15 protein-coding genes are annotated in these 18,021 nt (G+C 64.2%); 9 read left to right on the plus strand and 6 right to left on the minus strand.

The features are described 5' to 3' along the window. Window positions 1-424: 424 nt before the first annotated feature. The 6 genes from OKC29_RS02945 to fadI all read right to left on the minus strand — a co-directional run bounded on the left by OKC29_RS02945 (window position 425) and on the right by fadI (window position 8,114). Complete coding sequence (locus OKC29_RS02945; protein ID WP_073350417.1) at window positions 425-2,359, minus strand: sigma 54-interacting transcriptional regulator; 1,935 nt, start codon at window positions 2,357-2,359, stop codon at window positions 425-427. A 215-nt stretch (window positions 2,360-2,574) separates the two neighbouring features. Then, window positions 2,575-3,459, minus strand: coding sequence for an AEC family transporter (locus tag OKC29_RS02950; protein ID WP_073350418.1), 885 nt, complete (start codon window positions 3,457-3,459; stop codon window positions 2,575-2,577). 11 nt (window positions 3,460-3,470) lie between these two features. Further along, window positions 3,471-4,028, minus strand: a complete 558-nt coding sequence (locus OKC29_RS02955) for a YaeQ family protein (protein WP_162275691.1) — start codon at window positions 4,026-4,028, stop codon at window positions 3,471-3,473. Between the two features lie 192 nt (window positions 4,029-4,220). Next, on the minus strand, window positions 4,221-4,361 hold the full coding sequence (locus OKC29_RS02960) for a TIGR02808 family protein (protein WP_005301193.1): 141 nt from the start codon (window positions 4,359-4,361) through the stop codon (window positions 4,221-4,223). Between the two features lie 295 nt (window positions 4,362-4,656). After that, the gene (gene fadJ / locus OKC29_RS02965; protein ID WP_073350422.1) at window positions 4,657-6,804 is read right to left on the minus strand and encodes a fatty acid oxidation complex subunit alpha FadJ; all 2,148 of its coding nucleotides are present in this window, start codon (window positions 6,802-6,804) and stop codon (window positions 4,657-4,659) included. Further along, window positions 6,804-8,114, minus strand: coding sequence for an acetyl-CoA C-acyltransferase FadI (fadI, locus tag OKC29_RS02970; protein ID WP_024945337.1), 1,311 nt, complete (start codon window positions 8,112-8,114; stop codon window positions 6,804-6,806). The genes fadJ and fadI overlap by 1 nt, the downstream gene beginning before the upstream one ends. Before the next feature lie 193 nt (window positions 8,115-8,307). Here fadI and OKC29_RS02975 point away from each other — a divergent pair, with 193 nt between their 5' ends. The 9 genes from OKC29_RS02975 (at window position 8,308) to OKC29_RS03015 (ending at window position 17,823) form a co-directional block, all read left to right on the plus strand. Beyond that, window positions 8,308-9,258: an AAA family ATPase gene (locus OKC29_RS02975; protein WP_073350424.1), complete on the plus strand. Its 951-nt coding sequence runs from the start codon at window positions 8,308-8,310 to the stop codon at window positions 9,256-9,258. A gap of 34 nt (window positions 9,259-9,292) precedes the next feature. Beyond that, on the plus strand, window positions 9,293-10,183 hold the full coding sequence (locus tag OKC29_RS02980; RefSeq protein WP_162275692.1) for a DUF58 domain-containing protein: 891 nt from the start codon (window positions 9,293-9,295) through the stop codon (window positions 10,181-10,183). Then, a complete protein-coding gene (locus tag OKC29_RS02985; protein ID WP_073350427.1) occupies window positions 10,168-10,728 on the plus strand; it encodes a DUF4381 domain-containing protein in 561 nt (186 codons plus the stop codon). Before OKC29_RS02980 ends, OKC29_RS02985 begins: the two co-directional genes overlap by 16 nt. Then, window positions 10,725-11,738, plus strand: coding sequence for a VWA domain-containing protein (locus OKC29_RS02990; RefSeq protein WP_073350429.1), 1,014 nt, complete (start codon window positions 10,725-10,727; stop codon window positions 11,736-11,738). The genes OKC29_RS02985 and OKC29_RS02990 overlap by 4 nt, the downstream gene beginning before the upstream one ends. Beyond that, a complete protein-coding gene (locus tag OKC29_RS02995) occupies window positions 11,738-13,237 on the plus strand; it encodes a tetratricopeptide repeat protein (RefSeq protein WP_073350430.1) in 1,500 nt (499 codons plus the stop codon). Before OKC29_RS02990 ends, OKC29_RS02995 begins: the two co-directional genes overlap by 1 nt. Further along, window positions 13,234-14,754, plus strand: coding sequence for a BatD family protein (locus tag OKC29_RS03000; protein WP_073350432.1), 1,521 nt, complete (start codon window positions 13,234-13,236; stop codon window positions 14,752-14,754). Before OKC29_RS02995 ends, OKC29_RS03000 begins: the two co-directional genes overlap by 4 nt. Window positions 14,755-14,787: 33 nt before the next feature. After that, a complete protein-coding gene (locus OKC29_RS03005) occupies window positions 14,788-15,378 on the plus strand; it encodes a sigma-70 family RNA polymerase sigma factor (protein WP_017408325.1) in 591 nt (196 codons plus the stop codon). Continuing rightward, window positions 15,371-16,114 carry a DUF3379 domain-containing protein gene (locus OKC29_RS03010; RefSeq protein ID WP_073350434.1) on the plus strand — a complete coding sequence of 248 codons (744 nt, stop codon included), beginning with the start codon at window positions 15,371-15,373 and terminating at the stop codon, window positions 16,112-16,114. Before OKC29_RS03005 ends, OKC29_RS03010 begins: the two co-directional genes overlap by 8 nt. Before the next feature lie 410 nt (window positions 16,115-16,524). Next, on the plus strand, window positions 16,525-17,823 hold the full coding sequence (locus OKC29_RS03015; RefSeq protein ID WP_073350435.1) for an outer membrane protein transport protein: 1,299 nt from the start codon (window positions 16,525-16,527) through the stop codon (window positions 17,821-17,823). Window positions 17,824-18,021 lie beyond the last annotated feature (198 nt).

Below are 18,021 nucleotides of genomic sequence, written 5' to 3' on the forward strand. Positions count from 1 at the left end.
AGCCCCAATCTGTTGATGAGAAATGCATTGCTCCCCTTCCACTCACAGGTCACCGAAACAAGGGCCATTGGGTGAGTTCATCGGTCAGCGTCAAATAAGGGCAATCAATAAGCGTGCCAACGCATAAATAAGCGGGGAATAACCAGAAAAGGCGTCTTGAATGTGAGCCGGCGCACAGCCTTAGGCTATATGGCGCCCCGCCAAGGCAGGTGAGCCGGCTTATTTTCCAGCTGATGGCTGCGCACTACTGAAATAGCGCGAGAATAGGGTGAGAGGAGGCCAAGCCGACCTTGATAATTATCAGTCCGGCTATCACCAGAGCCTGCCAATTGATAGAAAGCGGGGCGACATTCTCATAATGATAACGCCGCGATTGTCGGTCGCGGCGCGGTCAAGCGGGGCCGCCAGGCGACCCGAAGTGGGATCAGGCCTGCACGGCTATCTCGTACTTCTTTATCTTGCGATACAGGGTGGCGATGCCGATCCCGAGTGCCTGGGCGGCCAGCTTCTTGTTGCCAAGGCGCAGCAGGGTTTCCTCTATCATCTGCTTTTCCATGTTCTCCAGCCCGTTTTCGCCAAGTGGCAGCGCCAACCCGCGCTCGACCTGGCCGGCAGCCGGCTCTGGCAGGCTTGCCTCTGGCGATGACCAGGGCGTCCCGGTAACCGATGCCGGGTTGCCAGCGGCAGGGCTGAGCGCAGGGTCGGCCAGCACGCCATGGGAATAAGGGTCGGGCGAGAGCGGCATGCGCGCGATTTGCGCCGTGCTGCGTGGCGGCTCGTCCGCCCCACTGCGCTGGTTGCGCAGGATGTTGGGGGGCAGCAGTATGCTCTCGATCACCTCCCCCGCCTGCACTACGTTCACCAGGTACTCGATGAGGTTGCTGAGCTCGCGCACGTTGCCGGGCCAGCGGTAGCCTTCGAGCAGTGCCATCACCTCCGGGCTGAGCCCCGGATACAGCAGGCCGATGCGGCTGGTGTGCAGGTTGAGGAAGTAGTGGGTCAGCAGCGCCACGTCCCCCTCCCGCTCGCGCAGGGGCGGCAGGTGGATGGGAATGACGTTGAGACGATAGAAGAGATCCTCGCGAAACTTGCCCTCGGCGATGTACTGCTCCAGATGCTGATGGGTCGCGGCTATGATGCGAATGTCCACCGGCACCGGCCGGCTGGCGCCGATGGGGGTCACCTCTCGCAGCTCCAGCACCCGCAGTAGCTTGGCCTGCATGGTGAGCGGCATGTCCCCTATCTCGTCGAGAAACAGGGTGCCCTGCTGGGCGGCCTGGATCAGCCCCTGCTTGCCGGTGCTGGAGGCCCCGGTGAAGGCCCCCTTCACGTAGCCGAACAGCTCGCTCTCAAGCAGCTGCTCGGGGATGGCGGCGCAGTTGATGGCGATGAAGGGCTTGTCGCGGCGCGGGCTGAGTCGGTGGATGGCGCGGGCCACCACCTCCTTGCCTGTGCCGCTTTCGCCGCACACCAGCACGCTGGAGGGGCTCAGAGCGATGCGATGGAGCAGCTTTTTCAAGGCCCGCATCGGCTTGCTCTCCCCGATCAGCATGCTGACTCCCTCATCGGGCTCCAGCGGCTGACTCGGCGTGCCGTGGGACTGGTGAAACGCCATCAGAAACAGCTGCTGGCCCTGCACGTGGTGCAACTGGCCGATGATCAGCTCCTGGCGATCCCCCAGGGTGACGATGTGTTGCAGGTGGCCGGTCAACCCCTGCTGGGCAAAGGTGAGCGGGCGCAGCCCTATCTCGCAGCCCAGCAGCGCCTCCTGCTGGCAGTTGAGCTGCTTGAGCGCGACCTCGTTGGCGTAGAGCACCTGGCTCTTCTCATCGAGCAGCAGGCAGCCCTGATCCATGTGGTTCATCAGGCTCAGAAAGACCTTGTTGACCCCGTCCGACAGGCCACGCGAGTCGAGCAGCTTGGCCACGAAGATGCTGGAGATGTGCTGCACATAGTCGCACACCTCCTGCAGATTGTTGTTGAGACGGGCCTGCTGCTCCGGGTTGAAGGCCACCAGGCTGATCACCCCGATGCAGTTCTCCTCCACCATGATGGGCACCCCGAGAAAGGCCCGCTCCCGGCAGCTCTCCTTGCAGCTGCACCCCTCGCAGACCGGATCCTCGCTGGTGTGGGTGACGATCTTCTCGCGCTGATGCTCGATGACGTAGCGCAACAGGCGGGAGTCCCCCTCCAGCTGGCGACCGAAGAACTTGCCGTAAGGGCCGGTTCCCGCCACCCGCACCATGTTGGCGTCCACGATTTCCACTTCCAGTTGCAGCACGCTGGCCAGCATCTTGGCAAAGCGCAAAATGGTGGGCTGGATCTGCATCAACAAACATTGGTTACTGACGGACATCATGTTGTAAATCCCCTGGCTCCCACCCCGGGTGGGATTCATGCTGGCCAGATACTATGCCAATTCGATGGCAGCGACTTCGCCGAGGATCACGAAAAGGGAACTTGCACCCACCCCACTCCCCGGAGTGAGAGCTGGCGCAGACTGGGGAAGAGAAAAGCCAAGGAGCAGGCCACCCACATCATCTGGGGTGCGCAAAAACGGTGAGAAGGGCCGGATCAACTGCCCAGATGCAGGGCCAGCCAGACCGCCAGCGGGATCACCAGGACCGAGAGCGCATTGCCGCCGAGCACGATACTGGCCACCTTCTCGGGCTGGCACTGGTACTGCTCGCACAGCATGTAGTTGAGCACCGCCGGCGGCAGTGCCACCGACAGCATCAGCAGCGGGATCCAGGCTGGTTGCAGCGGCAACAGCCAGACCGCCAGACCCAGGGAGATGCCACCGGCCAGCAGATAGAGCAGGTTGCACTTGAGGGCGAGCCCCAGGTGATCCAGCTCCCCTTCCATCAACCGGATGCCGAGGGCAAACAGCATCAGCGGTACCGAGATCTGGCCGAGCAGGGAGGCGCTGGTCACCAGGTATTCGGGCAGCGGGATGTGCAGATTGGCCACCAGCAGGCCGGCCAGGGCGGCCCACAGCACAGGGCTGCGTAACCAGAGCCAGCGGGAGGTGTTGGCCGAGAGGATGAACATGCCCACCGAGAAGTGGAGCAGGTTGGAGAGCACGAACAGTATGATGATGGCGCCCAGCTGCTGCTCGCCAAAGGCCAGCACCATCAGCGGAATGCCCAAGTTGCCGGTGTTGCGAAACATGGCGGGCAGGATCAGGGCCGGTCGGCTGATGCTGCGAAGCCTGAGCAGGGAGAGCAGCAGCCCCGGCAGCAGGATCACCAGGGCTCCCGCCGCGATGAGCGAGAGGTGGGCCATCAGATCCAGCGGGTATTTGACCAGCGCCGAGAACACCAGCGCCGGGGTAAACAGCTCGATATTGGCCCGGTTGACGTAACCCAGCGTGCCGCCCGGACGCAACCTGCCGTAGAGGGCGCCAAGCCCCACCACCGCAAACACCGGAATGACGATATTGAGCAGCGCGCTGAACATGGGCAGGTCCTTTACAGTTCGCGGGCGGGGATTCCCATCAGCAGCACGGGATCCAGGGTCACTTCCTGGCGGCCGTTGCTCACCCAGAGCTGGCCATCGGAGATGGTGCAGGTGAGCTGCATGGTGCGCTCCACCATCTCGGTCAGCGGCAGGGTCTGGCTGTCGGAGAGCTCAATCACGGTGAGGTTGTCGTGCAGGCCGAGTTTGCCCTGGTTCTGCTTCCACCAGACGCTGGTACCACGGCCGCCGTAGAGGTAGAGCACCACATGACGGGAGCGGTTGCACGCCTTCTTGAGACGGCGCTCGTCAGGCTGGCCGAGTTCGATCCAGAGTTCAATCTCGTCGGAATAGTTCTTGCGCCAGAGTTCCGGCTCGTCATCGGCGGAGAGGCCCTTGGTGAACTCCAGCCGCTCGGCGGCATGCCAGGCGAAGGCGGCCAGCCGGATCATCATCCGCTCGTCGGTCTCGGAGGGGTGACGGGCCAGGGTGAGAGAGAAGTCCTGATACAGATTGCGATCCATGTCGGACAGGCTGAGCTGAGCCTTGAATACGGTTGCCTTGAGAGCCATAGAAAACCTTGAATACCTTGGGAAGCGGGCCGAAACGAAAAACTGCGCGCCAGTGTAATCAAAATCGGCGGCCGGTTCGACCTCAAGCAGCACACATTTAGCCCCTGGAGCGCAGATAACTGCCTGCCAAGGCTCAAAAAACAAATGCCAGTCCGAAGACTGGCATTTGGCGGTATGAACGAAAGAAGCGGATCACTTCTCGGCGGACTTGACCCCGAAGGCATTGAGCAGCAGGCAGCAGGTCACTGCCACCGCCACAAACCCGCTCAGGAAGATAAAGGGCATGGCCCCGTATCCCAATACAGTCCAGATGGTTTGTTCAAGCAGACTCATTATGTGTCCTTCATCCAGTGAAATGGGTGTCCCTTTCGTGACGGGGTTATCCCCCCGTTCCTGATGATGCTATTTGACCCCAACCAGCGCCTGAGTCCTATGCCACCAAAGTAATAAATAGGGGGCTAGTTTGAGTTGGATCAACAATTTATCCCTTGCCGAGGAAAAATATGGACGGGATTCAACCAGTTGTCAGCCTGCTGCCCCCGCATTTTCCATCTCGGCGCCAAAAAGAAGGAGGCGACCCCGGGGTCGCCTCCTTGTCGGTTGGCCTGTTGCCGCGAGCGGCGCCCCCTCAATAGAAGCGCTGCTGCTCGGCGGCCATCGCCTTGAGGCGATCGCAGGGGGCGAAGCGGTCACCGTAGCGCTTCTGGTAGTGCTCAAGGCGCCCCACCAGGTGCTCGATGCCGAGGCTGTCCATGTAGCGGAACGGGCCGCCCAGGAACGGTGGGAAGCCGATGCCGAAGATGGCGCCGATGTCGCCATCGCGAGCCGAGGCCACCACGCCGCTGTCCAGCGCCATGGCCGCTTCGTTGAGCATCATCAACACGCAGCGCTCGGCCAGCTCCGCCTTGGCCAGCTTGGCCTGGGGCGAGATGCCGAGCACACCGTAGACGCTCTCGTCCACCGTCTTCTTGCCCTCTTTGCCGGTGAGCTTGCTGCGCGGGGCCGCCTTGCCGTAGAGGTAGAAGCCCTTGCCGTTCTTGCGCCCCTTGCGATCGTTTTGCAGCAGCTTGTCAAAGGCCGCCGGGGCCTGGAACTGCTCGCCCCCCAGCTCTTTTTCGAGGATCGGGGAGATCTTGGCACCCACGTCGATCCCCACCTCGTCCAGCAGGGTGATGGGGCCGACCGGGAAGCCGAAATCGAGCAGGGCGCCGTCCAGCACCTCCACCGGCTCCCCTTCCAGCACCAGGCGCGCCGCCTCGTTCATGTAAGGGGCCAGGATGCGGTTGACGTAGAAGCCCGCCTCGTCCTTGACCACGATGGGGGTCTTGCCCTGAGCGCGAGCGAACGCCAGGGTGGTGGCGACCGTTTCGGCACTGGTGCCGGCGTGGGGGATGATTTCCGCCAGCGGCATCTTGTCCACCGGGCTGAAGTAGTGCAGCCCCACCACCCGCTCCGGGTGCGCCGCCGCCGAGGCGATCTGCTGGATCGGCAGAGAGGAGGTGTTGGAGGCAAACACGGTGTGCTCGCCACATTCACGCTCCACGTCCTTCACCATCTGGTGCTTGAGGGAAAGATCTTCAAACACCGCTTCCACCACCATGTCGACCCGGTGGAAACCGGAGTAGTCGAGGGTGCCGGTGAGCAGGCTCATCTGCTTCTCAAGCTCGCTGCGCAGCAGTTGGCGACGCTTGAGCTTCTTGGCCAGGATGTCATAGCTGTAGCGCATGGCATTGCCGATGCCGCTGCTGGCCACGTCCTTGATCCGTACCGGCACGCCCGCCTTGGTGGCGGTGACGAAGGCGATGCCGCCCCCCATCAGACCGCCGCCCAGCACGGCGGCGTGACCCACCTTGCGCGGTTCGGCCCCCTGATAGGTGACCTCCTTCTTCATCTCGGTGGTGGCAAAGAAGATGGAGCGCAGGGCAGCGGACTCAGCAGTCATCACCAGCTCGCCAAAGTGGCGGGATTCGGCGGCAAGGCCGGCCTGCATCCCCTCTTCCACCCCGATGCGCACCACTTCCAGGATCAGATCCGGGGCCGGGTAGTTGCCGCGGGTCTTCGCCTTCACCCCCTTGCGGGCCTGATCGAACAGCACCTTGCGGCCAAGCGCATTGGTCTCCAGCAGCTTGCCCTGCAGATCCCGCTTGAGCTCGTGACGGGGCTTGCCCTTCTTGGCCAACTTGATGGCGGCCTCCAGCAGGATGGAGGGCGGCACCACGTCGTCCACCAGCCCCAGTTTCTTGGCCTGCTTGGCCCGCACCTGCTTGCCGGTCAGCATCAGATCGAGTGCCTTGGCCACCCCGATGAGACGCGGCAGACGCTGGGTCCCGCCGGAGCCCGGCAGCAAGCCCAGTTGCACCTCGGGCAGGCCGAGCACCGTCTTGCCGTGATCGGTGACCACCCGGCCATGACAGGCCAGCGCCAGCTCCAGCCCGCCGCCGAGGCAGGGGCCGTGAATGGCGGCGATCACCGGGATCGGCAGCGACTCGATCTCGGCGAAGATCACCTGCCCTTCCCGCGACAGCGTCTCGGCATCCTTGGCGCTGCTACAGGCCGCCAGCATGCTGATGTCGGCGCCGGCGATGAAGGAGTCCTTCTTGCCGGAGACCACCACCAGGCCGATCAGCTCTTTATTGGCTTTCACCTCGGCCAGCACCGCGCGGATCTCTTCCACGAAGGCGGCCTTGAGGGTATTCATGCTCTCGCCCGGCACATCCATGGTGAGAATGCCGATGCCATCCTGGCGCACCGCCAGGGAAAAAGTCTTCTCGCTCATCACTCTACCTCCAACACCATGGCCACGCCGAGACCACCCGCCGCACAGGCGGTGTTAAGCCCCAATCCCCCACCCCGGCGCCGCAGCTCGTGCAAAGTTTGGGTGATCATCCGCGCACCGGTCGCGGCAAAGGGGTGACCAAAGGCCAGCGAGCCACCGAGGACGTTGAATTTGTCCATGTCCACCTCGCCGATGGCCTGATCGCGACCCAGCTTGCTCTGGGCAAACTCTTTGCTGGCAAACATCTTGAGGTTGGCCAGGGTCTGGGCGGCAAAAGCCTCGTGCATGTCGATCAGGGTGAGATCGGCCAGCGTGATGCCGGCGCGATCCAGCGCCAGCGGGGTGGCGTAGGAGGGGCCCATCAGCATGTCCTGCCACACGTCGATGGCAGAAAATGCGAAACTGCGGATATAACCGAGCGGCTCAAGGCCAAGCTCGCGGGCCCGCCCTTCGCGCATCAGCAACACGGCGGCGGCGCCGTCGGTGAGCGGGGTGGCGTTGGCGGCGGTGACGGAGCCGTGCACCCGGTCAAACACCGGCTTGAGCTTGGCGTAGCTCGCCAGATCGGAGCTTTCGCGGATATTGTTGTCTCGCTCCAGCGGTGCCTTGTAGGGCGGCACGTGGGCGGTAAACACCTCGCCACTCAACTTGCCATCGGCCCAGGCCTGCGCGGCCAGGGTGTGGGAGCGGTGCGCCAGCGCATCTTGCGCCTCGCGGCTGATCTGGTGGCTCTTGGCCATCTGCTCGGCGGTCTGCCCCATGGAGAGACCGGTGGAGTACTCGGCCACGGCGGGCGGCACCGGCAGCAGATCCTTGACCCGCAACTGGCGCAGAATATTGAAACGCTGCTGCAGATTGCGCGCCTTGTTGAGATCAACCAGGGCGCGAGCCAGCTTCTTGCTCACCCCGATGGGTAGCACGGAGGAGGAGTCGGCGCCGCCGGCGATGGCGATGTCCACCGTGCCGGCCATGATGGATTCGGTGACGTTGGCAACGGCCTGGAAACTGGTGGCGCAGGCGCGCGACACGCTATAGGCATCGGTGCTGACACTCATGCCGGTGCCGAGCACGATCTCGCGGGCGATGTTGGGGGCTTCCGGCATCTGTACCACCTGGCCGAACACCAGCTGGTCGATGAGCTTGGGATCGAGATCGGTGCGAGCGAGCATCTCGCTCACCACCAGTTTGCCCAGATCCACCGCAGGCACGCCGTGAAAAGCGGTGGCCTGCTTGGCAAAGGGAGTGCGCAAACCCGCCACGACGGCAATCCGTTCGCCCTGGCGAGTCGTCAGTTTCAATGGCTCTTTCATCCTGGCTCCTTGGTTAAACGAGAAGACTAAAGGGAGAGGTCTGACCTCATTGCGCCACATCTTAACAATCCACTCACAAATTTCATACGGCTGATTGAAACTAAATTGCCGCCATCTTGGCCCCCTCCCTCGCCCTTGTGCGCCAACTGGAGTATAAAAAGATCAACTTCTATGAAAACAACGGGTTTATTGCATGGCAGCGGCCGAGTTCAGACAGCTTGCGGACTATCTGGGTAGTCAAATTCTGGGACAGGGCCCCCTCATCGAGGGGCTGCTGATCGCCCTGTTATGTGAAGGACATGTGTTGATCGAAGGCGCCCCCGGTCTTGCCAAGACCCGGGCCGTCAAGGCGCTGGCCGGCGCGGTGGAGGGGCGCTTTGCCCGCATCCAGTTCACCCCCGACCTGCTGCCTGCCGATCTCACCGGCAGCGAGGTGTTTCATCCCCAGGATGCCAGCTTCGTGTTTCAGCCCGGTCCCCTCTTCAACCACCTGGTGCTGGCGGACGAGATCAACCGGGCGCCGGCCAAGGTACAGTCCGCCCTCTTGGAGGCGATGGCCGAGCATCAGATCACCGTGGGCAAGAAGAGCTGGCGCCTGCCGCCGCTCTTTATGGTGGCCGCCACGCAAAACCCGATAGAACAGGAGGGGACCTATCCCCTGCCGGAAGCCCAGCTCGATCGCTTCTTGCTCAAGCTGCTGGTGGACTACCCGAGCCCCGCCATGGAGCTGGCCATCCTCCAGCTCAACGCCCGTGGCGACACCCTGCCGACGCCACCGCTCACCCTGAGCCAGGCCGATCTGCTGGCGGCCCGCAGCGCGGTGCAGGCGGTGCAGATGCAGGGGCGCCTCGAGCACTATCTGGTGCAGCTGGTCTGTGCCACCCGGCCGGGCAGCGGCCTGTGTCCGGAACTCGAACCCCTGGTCGCGGTGGGTGCCAGCCCCAGGGCCAGCATAGGTCTGGCCAGAGCGGCTCGCGCCAGGGCCTGGCTGGCCGGACGGGATTTCGTGCTGCCCGAAGACATTCAACAGCTGGCGCCGGCCGTGTTGCGCCATCGCCTCATCCCCAGTTATCAGGCGCTAGCGGACAACCTCGACAACGAGGCGCTCATCACCCTGCTGCTGGATGCGATCCCATGTCCCTGAGTCCGCTCGTTTCCTCTGTGCGGGCCCTGCTGCCATGACGAGCGCCGTCGATCCCCTCGCCCATCCCGATATCGCCCTGCCGCTCGCCAGACTGCTGGCGATCAGGCTGTGGGCCCGGCAGGGACCGCGCTCCCGTATTCAACCGGTGGCGCAGGGGCGGCTTGGCCGCACGCCGGGGCTCACCTTTCGCGAGCTGCGCGCCTATCAGGCCGGCGACGAGGTGCGTCATATCGACTGGCGGGTGACCGCCCGCCTTGGTCGCCCCTATACCCGGCTCTACAGCGAGGAGCAGGATCAGGCCCACTGGCTGCTGCTCGATCTCTCTCCGGCCATGTACTTTGGCTCTTGCCACCAGCTCAAGGCGCGCCTGGGCTGCGAGCTGGCCGCCGCCCTGCTCTGGCAAGGGGAAAAGCAGGCCAACACCCTGATCTGCCACGGCGTGGAGCCGCACCTGCAACACCAGCGCGGTCCCCTGGTGCCCTTGCTGGAGGCCCTCTGCCACCACTACCGGCTGGGACTGGCACGCACGCCGCCCCCCTACGCCCTAGCCCATACCCTGGCCCGGCTCAACCTGCCCCACGGTGCCAGACTGACCCTGATCACCGATCACAGCCCTCTCGACGAGGCGCTCTGCCGCCAGTTGCAACTGCTCGGCCGGCGCCACGACCTGCATTGCTGGCAAATTCGGGATCCGCTGGAGGCAGCCCTGCCCGCCCAGGGGCGCCTGGCGGTGCGCGCCGGCCAGCAGAGCGGCTGGCTCGAGGCCGGTGAAGCGGGGTTCGCCTGGCGCTATCAAGAAGCTGCCGAACAGCTGGCCCGCCAGAGCCATCAGCAACTGCTGCCGCTGGTGCAGCGCCTCTACCGGCTCGACAACGGCCAGCCGCTGCAACGCCAGTGGCAGGAGGGAGCATGCCGCCAATTCTGAACTGGCTCGCCAGCGCCGTGCCGGGCAGCAGCGTCCCCACTTCCCCGCTGGCGGCCCAGCTGCGCGACATTCACCCCGGCCCGCCGCTGCAGCTGGCCTCTGATCCCCGTCTGCTGGGCTGGTGGTGGCTGCTGATCGCGCTGCTGGTCGGCGCCATGATCATCCTCGGCGTACAGAGCCTGCTGCGTTATCACCGCTGGCGGCGACAGCTCGACTGGCAGGCCCCCGATCTGGTGCCCCAACTGCAAGCCGTGTTGCGCGAGGCCGTACTGCCCCGCTGGCCCGAGGCAGCCGCATTGCAGGGCGCGCCCTGGCTCGTCTTTCTTGATTCTCTGGGGGGCAGCCGCTTTCGCGAGCTGGCCCCGCACTGGTCTGCCTGGCTCTACGGCGGTCAAATTCCGGATGCGCAGCAGCGCCAGGCGCTGCGCCGGGCCTACCTCGCCTGGGGACGCAGCTGCATCTGCCTACCAGCCTGGTTGCTTGCACTGCGCTCTCGCTGGCGGCGAACCCGCCTGAGCGACGCGCACGCCGGGAGACGGCCATGATCCTCGCCTGGCCCTGGTTTGCCCTGGCGCTGGTGCTGCCGCTGCTAGTGCGCTTTGGTCTGCCACCCCGCCCCCGCGGCGCACATGACCCTGGCGTGTTGACCCATGCCGGTTTTCCCCTGCTGCGCCCCCATGCCGGCCAGCCCCTGTGGCGGATGGCGCTGTGCTGGTGCGCCCTGGTGCTGGCGCTCTGCCGCCCCCAGTGGCAAGAGCCGCCTCAGGTAAGCTATCAGAGCAGCCGGGATCTCATCCTGGCGGTGGATCTTTCCGACAGCATGCGCACCCAGGACATGCTGGATGAAGGGGAGCAAAAAGACCGGCTCAGCGCGGTGCGCCAGCAGATAGACAGGCTCATCGCCGCCCGCCCCGGCGATCGTATCGCCCTCATCGTGTTCGCCGATCACGCCTACCTGCTCTCGCCCCTGACCCAGGAGACCGACGCCCTGCTCGGTCTCACCCGCGAGCTCGATTTCGAGCTGGTGGGACGCACCACCGCCCTCGGCGAGGCCATCCTGCTTGCGCGCCAGCACAAGGCCCCCAAACGCTCTACCGCCCTGTTGCTGGTCACCGACGGGCGCAACACCGCCGGCAGCGCCGATCCCCTGAGCGAGGCCAAGCAGGCCGCCGCCGCAGGTATTCGCCTCTATACCCTGGGGGTGGGCGCCGATCCGGATACCTTTGCCGAGGCGATGACCCCCGCACAGGCCCCGGCCCAGAGCGATCCCAGCGCCGAGCTGGACGAAGCCCTCTTGCAACAACTGGCCGAGGTGGGCCATGGCCGTTACTTCCGGGCGCGCACCCAGGGGGATCTCGAGGCCATCAATCAGGCGCTGGATACCCTGGAGCCCGTCGCCACCGCGCAGACCCGCTATCGCCCCAATCAGGAGCTCTACCCCTGGCCGCTGGCGCTGGCCTGGCTGCTGCTGAGCTGGCCCGCCCGGTTGCGCTGGCCGCTGCGGCTGAGCCGCAAAGCCACTGTGCCTGACAGCCCGTCCCGAGGCGCCTCATGATGGAGCTCACCCTGCTGCGCCCGCTCTGGTTGCTGGCCCTGCTGCCGTGGCTGTGGCAGGGATGGCGCCGTCGTCGCCAGGCCCCGCTGCTGACCCCCGCCATGCAGGCCTATCTGCTGCCGGGGCAGCGGCGCCACTTTCCCTGGCTCTGGCTGGCCTGCCTGCCGCTGATCCTGGCCTTGAGCGGCCCGGCCCTGCGCCAGCAGAGTCAGAGCACTCCCAGCCCGGCCCTCGACATCTGGCTGCTGGATCTCTCCCGCTCCATGCTGGCCACCGATCTGCTGCCAGACCGGGCCACCCGGGTGCGGGTGCTGCTGCAGGATTTATTGGCTGACCGAGCGCAGCAGGAAGCGGCCCATCCCATCGCCCTCATCCTGTTTGCCGGGGATGCCTACCTCGCCATGCCGCCGACCCGGGATCACCAGGCCCTCGCCCTGCTGCTGCCCGACCTGCGCCCGGCCATCATGCCAAGGCAAGGCAGCGCGCCCGATCGTGCGGTGGCGCTGGCGCTCAAGCAGATCCCCGCCGGCCAACAGGCCCGCCTGCTGCTGATCACCGATGACCTGACCGCCCGTCAGGCCGAGCGGATCAAGGCGGTGTGGCCCTGCCAGGGCAGCCTCTTTTGCCACGCCCAGGTACAAGCGCGCCTCGACGTCTTGCTGGTCAACAGCGGCCAGGCCAGTCGCCTGCCCGCCACCATAGGCGGTGGCTTCGGCCGTGCCCTGCCGGCACCCGATGTGGTTACCCTGCAACAGTTGACTGGCGATCTCGGCGGTCAACTGCAGTGGCTGCAACAGGGGGCGCCACGCTTTGCCCCCCTGCCCATGAGCCAGACCACAGGTGCCCACCAGGCCATAGATCTAGGCCCCTGGCTGCTGCTGCCCCTGCTGCCGCTGGCCCTGCTGGCCCGTATCGGCACCCTCTGGCTGGTGCTGGTGGGGACGCTCTTGCTGACGCCACCCTCTCTGCAGGCCAGCCCGGCGCCAACGGCCATCCCGCCTGCTGCCCATGACAATCAGGCCTGGCAAGCCTTCTTGCAAAAGCGCTATCAGGAGGCCGCCCGCGCCTTTGCGGATCCCGTCTGGCAGGGCAATGCCTGGTATCGGGCTGGCGACTACGCCAAGGCAGCAGCCGCCTATGGCCGGGCCAGCACGGCCACTGCCCACTACAACCGGGGCAATGCCCTGGTGCAACTCGGTCAGTTGGCAGCGGCCGAGCAGGCCTATCTAGCGGCGCTGGCGCTGGAGCCGGGCCATCAGGATGCGCGCTACAACCTGACCTTGCTGCGCGCCCAGCCGCCCGAGGCAACCCCACAGGCGCAGGATCCCAAGCCCATCGATGCCCCAGAGCAGGCCGCCACCCCGGACGCTCCCCTGCCTCCGTCGCCTCCCGTCCTGCTGCTGGAGCAGCGGCTGCGCAAGGAAGATCAACGCAGGCGCCAGCAGGAGGCCAACCGCAGCCTCGCCCCTGGCACCTTGAAAGGAGAGGATCCCTGGTGAGCCGCCTCTTCGCCCCTTGCCATGCCCTGTGCCTGTTGCTGCTCTGGCTGATGACGGCGCAGGTTTTTGCTGCCCCGCCCCGGGCCGAGCTGCTGCCGGGAGCAGATCGCCGCGACTGGTTGCTGATCATCGAAGCGGACGGCGAGCGCCAGAGCAATGAGCTTGCCATCACCCCCCTGCTGCGTCAGTTCGCGGTGGGCAAGGTGACCATGAGCCGGGTCAGTACCCCGCAGCAGAGCCTGACCCGCTGGCAGATCCCCCTGCACCTGCTGGATACCAGCCCGCAGCAGGTGCCAGCCCTGCCACTGGGGGCGGAGCAGACTCAGTCCATCCCCTTTCCGCCACGCAGCGAAGCCGGCAACCTGGCGCCAGCGCCTGCCATCTCCCCCATCGAACTGCAGGCCCGGGTGCTGCAGCAGGGGCCGCTCTACCCCGGCCAGCCGTTTGTCTATCAGCTCAGCCTCTGGCTACCGGCCAACATGGAGGCCCCCAACCTCACCGAGCCGGCCAGCGATGCCTTCACCATTCGCCGCCTCGGCAACGATCAGTGGCAACCACCGGCAAGTCCCGGCCTGCCCGGCCGCCTGACCCGCAGCTGGCTGCTGCAGGCCAAAGAAGCGGGGCGCCATCCGCTGGAGTCCCCCCGCTTTCAGGGGCGTTTGCCGCAAGATGACGGTGGCAGTGACCCGCTCTCGGCCCGGGCGGCCACCCTGTTCGTGCAGATCGATGCGCCCCCGCTGCAACCGGTGGCGAGCCAGCTCACCCTGAGCCAGCGGCTGGATCCGCCGACGGCGGCCAGAGCGGGTGAGCCGGTGATCCGCACCCTGACCCTCACCCTGGAGGGGGGGGATGGCAGCCGCCTCAATCTGGCACGCCTGCTCGGCTCATCCGGCCTGCCCGCCGGCATCAGAGCCAGACCGGATGGGGAGCAGCAGCAGGAGCGCTATCTCGCCAAGGGGACGCTGCGCTTCGAGCGCGAGTGGCGCCAGGCCTTGACCGTGGACGAGCCCGGTGACTACCTGCTGCCCGCCATCGAGCTGGCCTGGTTCAACACCCAGCGCGGGCGCATCGAATACGCTCGGCTGCCCGCCACGCCCCTGCACATCGCCGCAAGCACGCAGTCGCCGCCGGCGCAGGATGGGCCGAACGACGAGAGCCTGCTGTGGGTCATCTGGGCTCTGCTGCTGCGGGCCTGCTGGCGCCACGGGCCGCGCTGGCACGCCTTCTATCGCCTGCAACAGGCGCTGTGTCGGGCCGATGCCGAGCAGGCCCGGGCCCGCTTGCTGGCGTGGGCCCGCCTGCGCTGGTCACTGCCCCATCCCCGCCTCGATGTCCTGCCCTGTCGTCGCGATCCCGCCCTGGTACCCCACTTTGCCGCCCTGGAGCGCGCCTGTTTTGCCGCCGCGTCCCCTGCTGAGAGCCACCCGCAAACCTGGGCGGACTTTGCCAGCGCCCTATGCGGCCACGAAACTTTTGCGATAGCCTATGGCCTCAGGCAACTGGCCAAGATCGCTTGATCCTGGCCTTCATTCAAATAAGGAAGCCCAGCGATGGCTTTAGGTTTTTTCAGAAAAAAAGGTGCCACGGTCGGAAAGGATCCCACGACCTCCCCGGTCTATGGAGGCATGGCAGACAAACAAACCAAATACGAAGCCTTGGTACATGCCCTGCACGGGGACATCTACCGCTACGCCTACTGGCTGTGCCGGGATCCGCAAGTGGCGGAAGATCTGGTGCAGGAGACCTTTCTACGCGCCTGGAAGAGCATCGACTCCCTGCTCGACGACAAGGCCGCCAAGGCCTGGCTCATCACCATACTGCGGCGGGAAAATGCACGCCGCTTCGAGCGCAAGCAGTTTGACCTCGTCGATCTTGACGAGCATCCCCAGAGCGATCAGGAGGCACTGCACAGCGAGCAGGAGATGGAGAACGAGTGGCTCAGACGCCACATCGCCCGCCTACCGGCCGAATATCAGGAACCCCTGCTGCTGCAGGTGCTGGGGGGCTTTAGCGGCGACGAGATCGCCGCCCAGCTGGGGCTCAACAAGAACACCGTCATGACTCGCCTGTTTCGGGCCCGCAACCAGATAAAAGAGGCCATGGAGTCAACGACCCAACAGAGAGGACACACCAATGGATGAGCTGGAATTTCGCCGTCGGGCCATAGCCCATCCACATGAGCAGGATCCCGCGTTTCTCGAGCAGGCCCAGCGCTCCCCCGCCAATCGCAAGCATCTGGACGAGATGAAGCAGCTCGATCGCAGCCTGCAGCGAGCCATGGAGGTCGAGGTCCCGGCCGGTCTGGCCGAGCGCATCCTGCTCAGACAGGCGCTGGAAGCTGATCAGGAACAGGTGGTTCCCCTGCCGGTGCGCCCGCGCAGCAACTGGCGTGCGCTGGCCATGGCGGCCTCGGTCGCCTTCCTGCTCGGCATGAGCACCCGCTGGCTGAGCTGGCCGCTGGCCGCTCCCGACGAGCTCTCGCTGGCCCAGGTCGCCATGGCCCATGTCTATGGCGAGGAGCCCTTCATCAAGGATGTGGACGAGCAGGTGAGCCTGCACACCATCAATGCCAAGATGGAGAAATATGGCGCGACCTTGATGGGCATGCAGGGGCTGAAGATCACCTATGTCAACCACTGCTCCTTCTATCAGGGGCCGGCGCTGCACATGGTATTGCAGGGCAAGATGGGCCCGGTCACCTTGTTCCTGGTGCCCAAGCACGTGCCACTCACCCTGCAGCCCACCTTTGAAGATGGCCAGCTCAAGGGCGAGATCCTGCAACTCAAGGGGGCCAACATGGTGCTGATCGGTGAGATGGAGGAGCCGCTGGCGCCGGTGGCAGAGCAGCTGGAATCCCGACTGCACTGGTCGATTTAACAGGCATTAACCCAATCTTGACTCGCCTCAAACCGGGTCAAGCCAACGGGCAGACCAATCAGGTTGGCTGCCCGTTTATCTCCTTTCCCGTCACGATTCTCCCCTATTCGCCGCTCATTCCCCGCAAATACCCAAAAATATTTTTGTGATGCAGATCGCTGCATATGGGTGTTTTTTATCCAATTAATGGTAAAAGAGACTATTTAAGCGGCGAATTCAAACAAATGATTAACACTCTGGAAACTTTTATGTATTCTGCTGTCACTGGTCTGATTTCTTACCTCCTACCAGATCCATAGAATCACGCCAGAATTGAATGGGAAGAAGCTGAAATAACAACAGATCTTGTCACATACAGAGGCAAAATAGCCCTGATGCCGACGGAAAATCTGCCTACAAGAGAGAACACTATGACAACTGCCTTTTTCAAAAAGAGCCTGATCGCTGCCGCCGTCACCCTGGCCAGTACCCAAACCTTCGCCGCCGCGTTCCAATTGAACGAACACTCAGCCTCCGGCCTGGGTCGTGCGTATGCAGGGGAAGCCGCCGTGGCGGACAACGCCTCCGTGTTGTCCCGCAACCCGGCAGCCATGACCCAGTTTGACAAGATGGCGTTCTCTGTCTCCGGTACCTATATCAAGCCGGACGTGGATGTAAATGGTGACATCTATGCAGGCCCTGCCAAGATGGCCGGTGCCAGCGAAAGCGGCATCGCGCCGAGCGCTTTCGTGCCCGCCACCTACTTCATCCAGCCGCTGAACGACCAGTGGGCCTGGGGTATCGGCCTGTTCTCCAACTACGGTCTGTCGACCGAGTACACCGAGAACTTCAACGGTGGCTCCATTGCCGGCAACACCGAACTGCTCACCTTCAACATCAACCCGAACATCGCCTACCGCGTCAACCAGCACTTCAGCTTCGGCGCCGGTCTGAACCTGGTCTATGCCAAGGCTGAACTGAACCGCCGCGCCGGCGTGCTGGCCGCCGTGCCGCCGCTGAGCAGCGTACCGGGTATCGGCAAGGACACCATCGTCAGCCACCTGAAGGGGGACGACTGGGGTTACGGCTGGAACGTGGGCACCATGTATGAAGTGAACGAGAACAACCGCTTCGCGCTGACCTATCGCTCCCAGGTAGACCTGAAGTTCAAGGGTGACTATCAGGGCACCTCTTCCGGCTTCAAGACCGTCGGTGGCGAACTGCCGCTGGATCTACCGGCCCAGGCCGAGTTCGCCGGTTACCACCGTCTGAACCAGCAGTTTGCCGTACACTACTCCGTCAACTGGACCGACTGGAGCGCCTTCCAGGAGCTCAAGGCCACCAGCGGTCAGTGCAACAGCACCGACGGTGCCGGCGTCTGCCTCTACAAGCCGGAGAAGTTCAAGGACTCCACCCGTTACTCTCTGGGCGGTACCTGGTACATCAACCCGTCCTGGGAAGCTCGTATCGGCTTTGCCTACGACAACACCCCGATCGAGCCGGAATACCGCAGCCTGAGCATCCCGGATTCCGACCGCGTATGGTATAGCGCTGGCGCCACCTACCACATCGACAAGGACATGAGCGTCGACTTCGGCATGGCCTATCTGGACGGCAAGAAAGTGGACGTCAACGAGAAGCTGGTCGAAAGCAATGAAGCGCTGCGCTGGAAAGGCACCTCCCACGGCAACGCCTTCCTCGCTTCCGCTCAGTTCAACATGAAGTTCTGATAATCAGCGAATTGACCAGAGCGCCTACGGGCGCTCTTTTTTTATTCCAAATTCATGTTTCAGCGTACATCTGTAGTAAACAACTGTACGCTTTTCTTTTTTTATCAAGCTATTAGCAGCACATCCCCCAGCATTTAATCTCGTTTTCATCCGCTCGTTCCCACGCCCGTTGCCTTACTGGTCATACCATATAAAATC

The organism is Aeromonas sp. QDB34, from assembly GCF_027705405.1.
Classification (GTDB): Bacteria; Pseudomonadota; Gammaproteobacteria; order Enterobacterales; family Aeromonadaceae; genus Aeromonas; species Aeromonas hydrophila.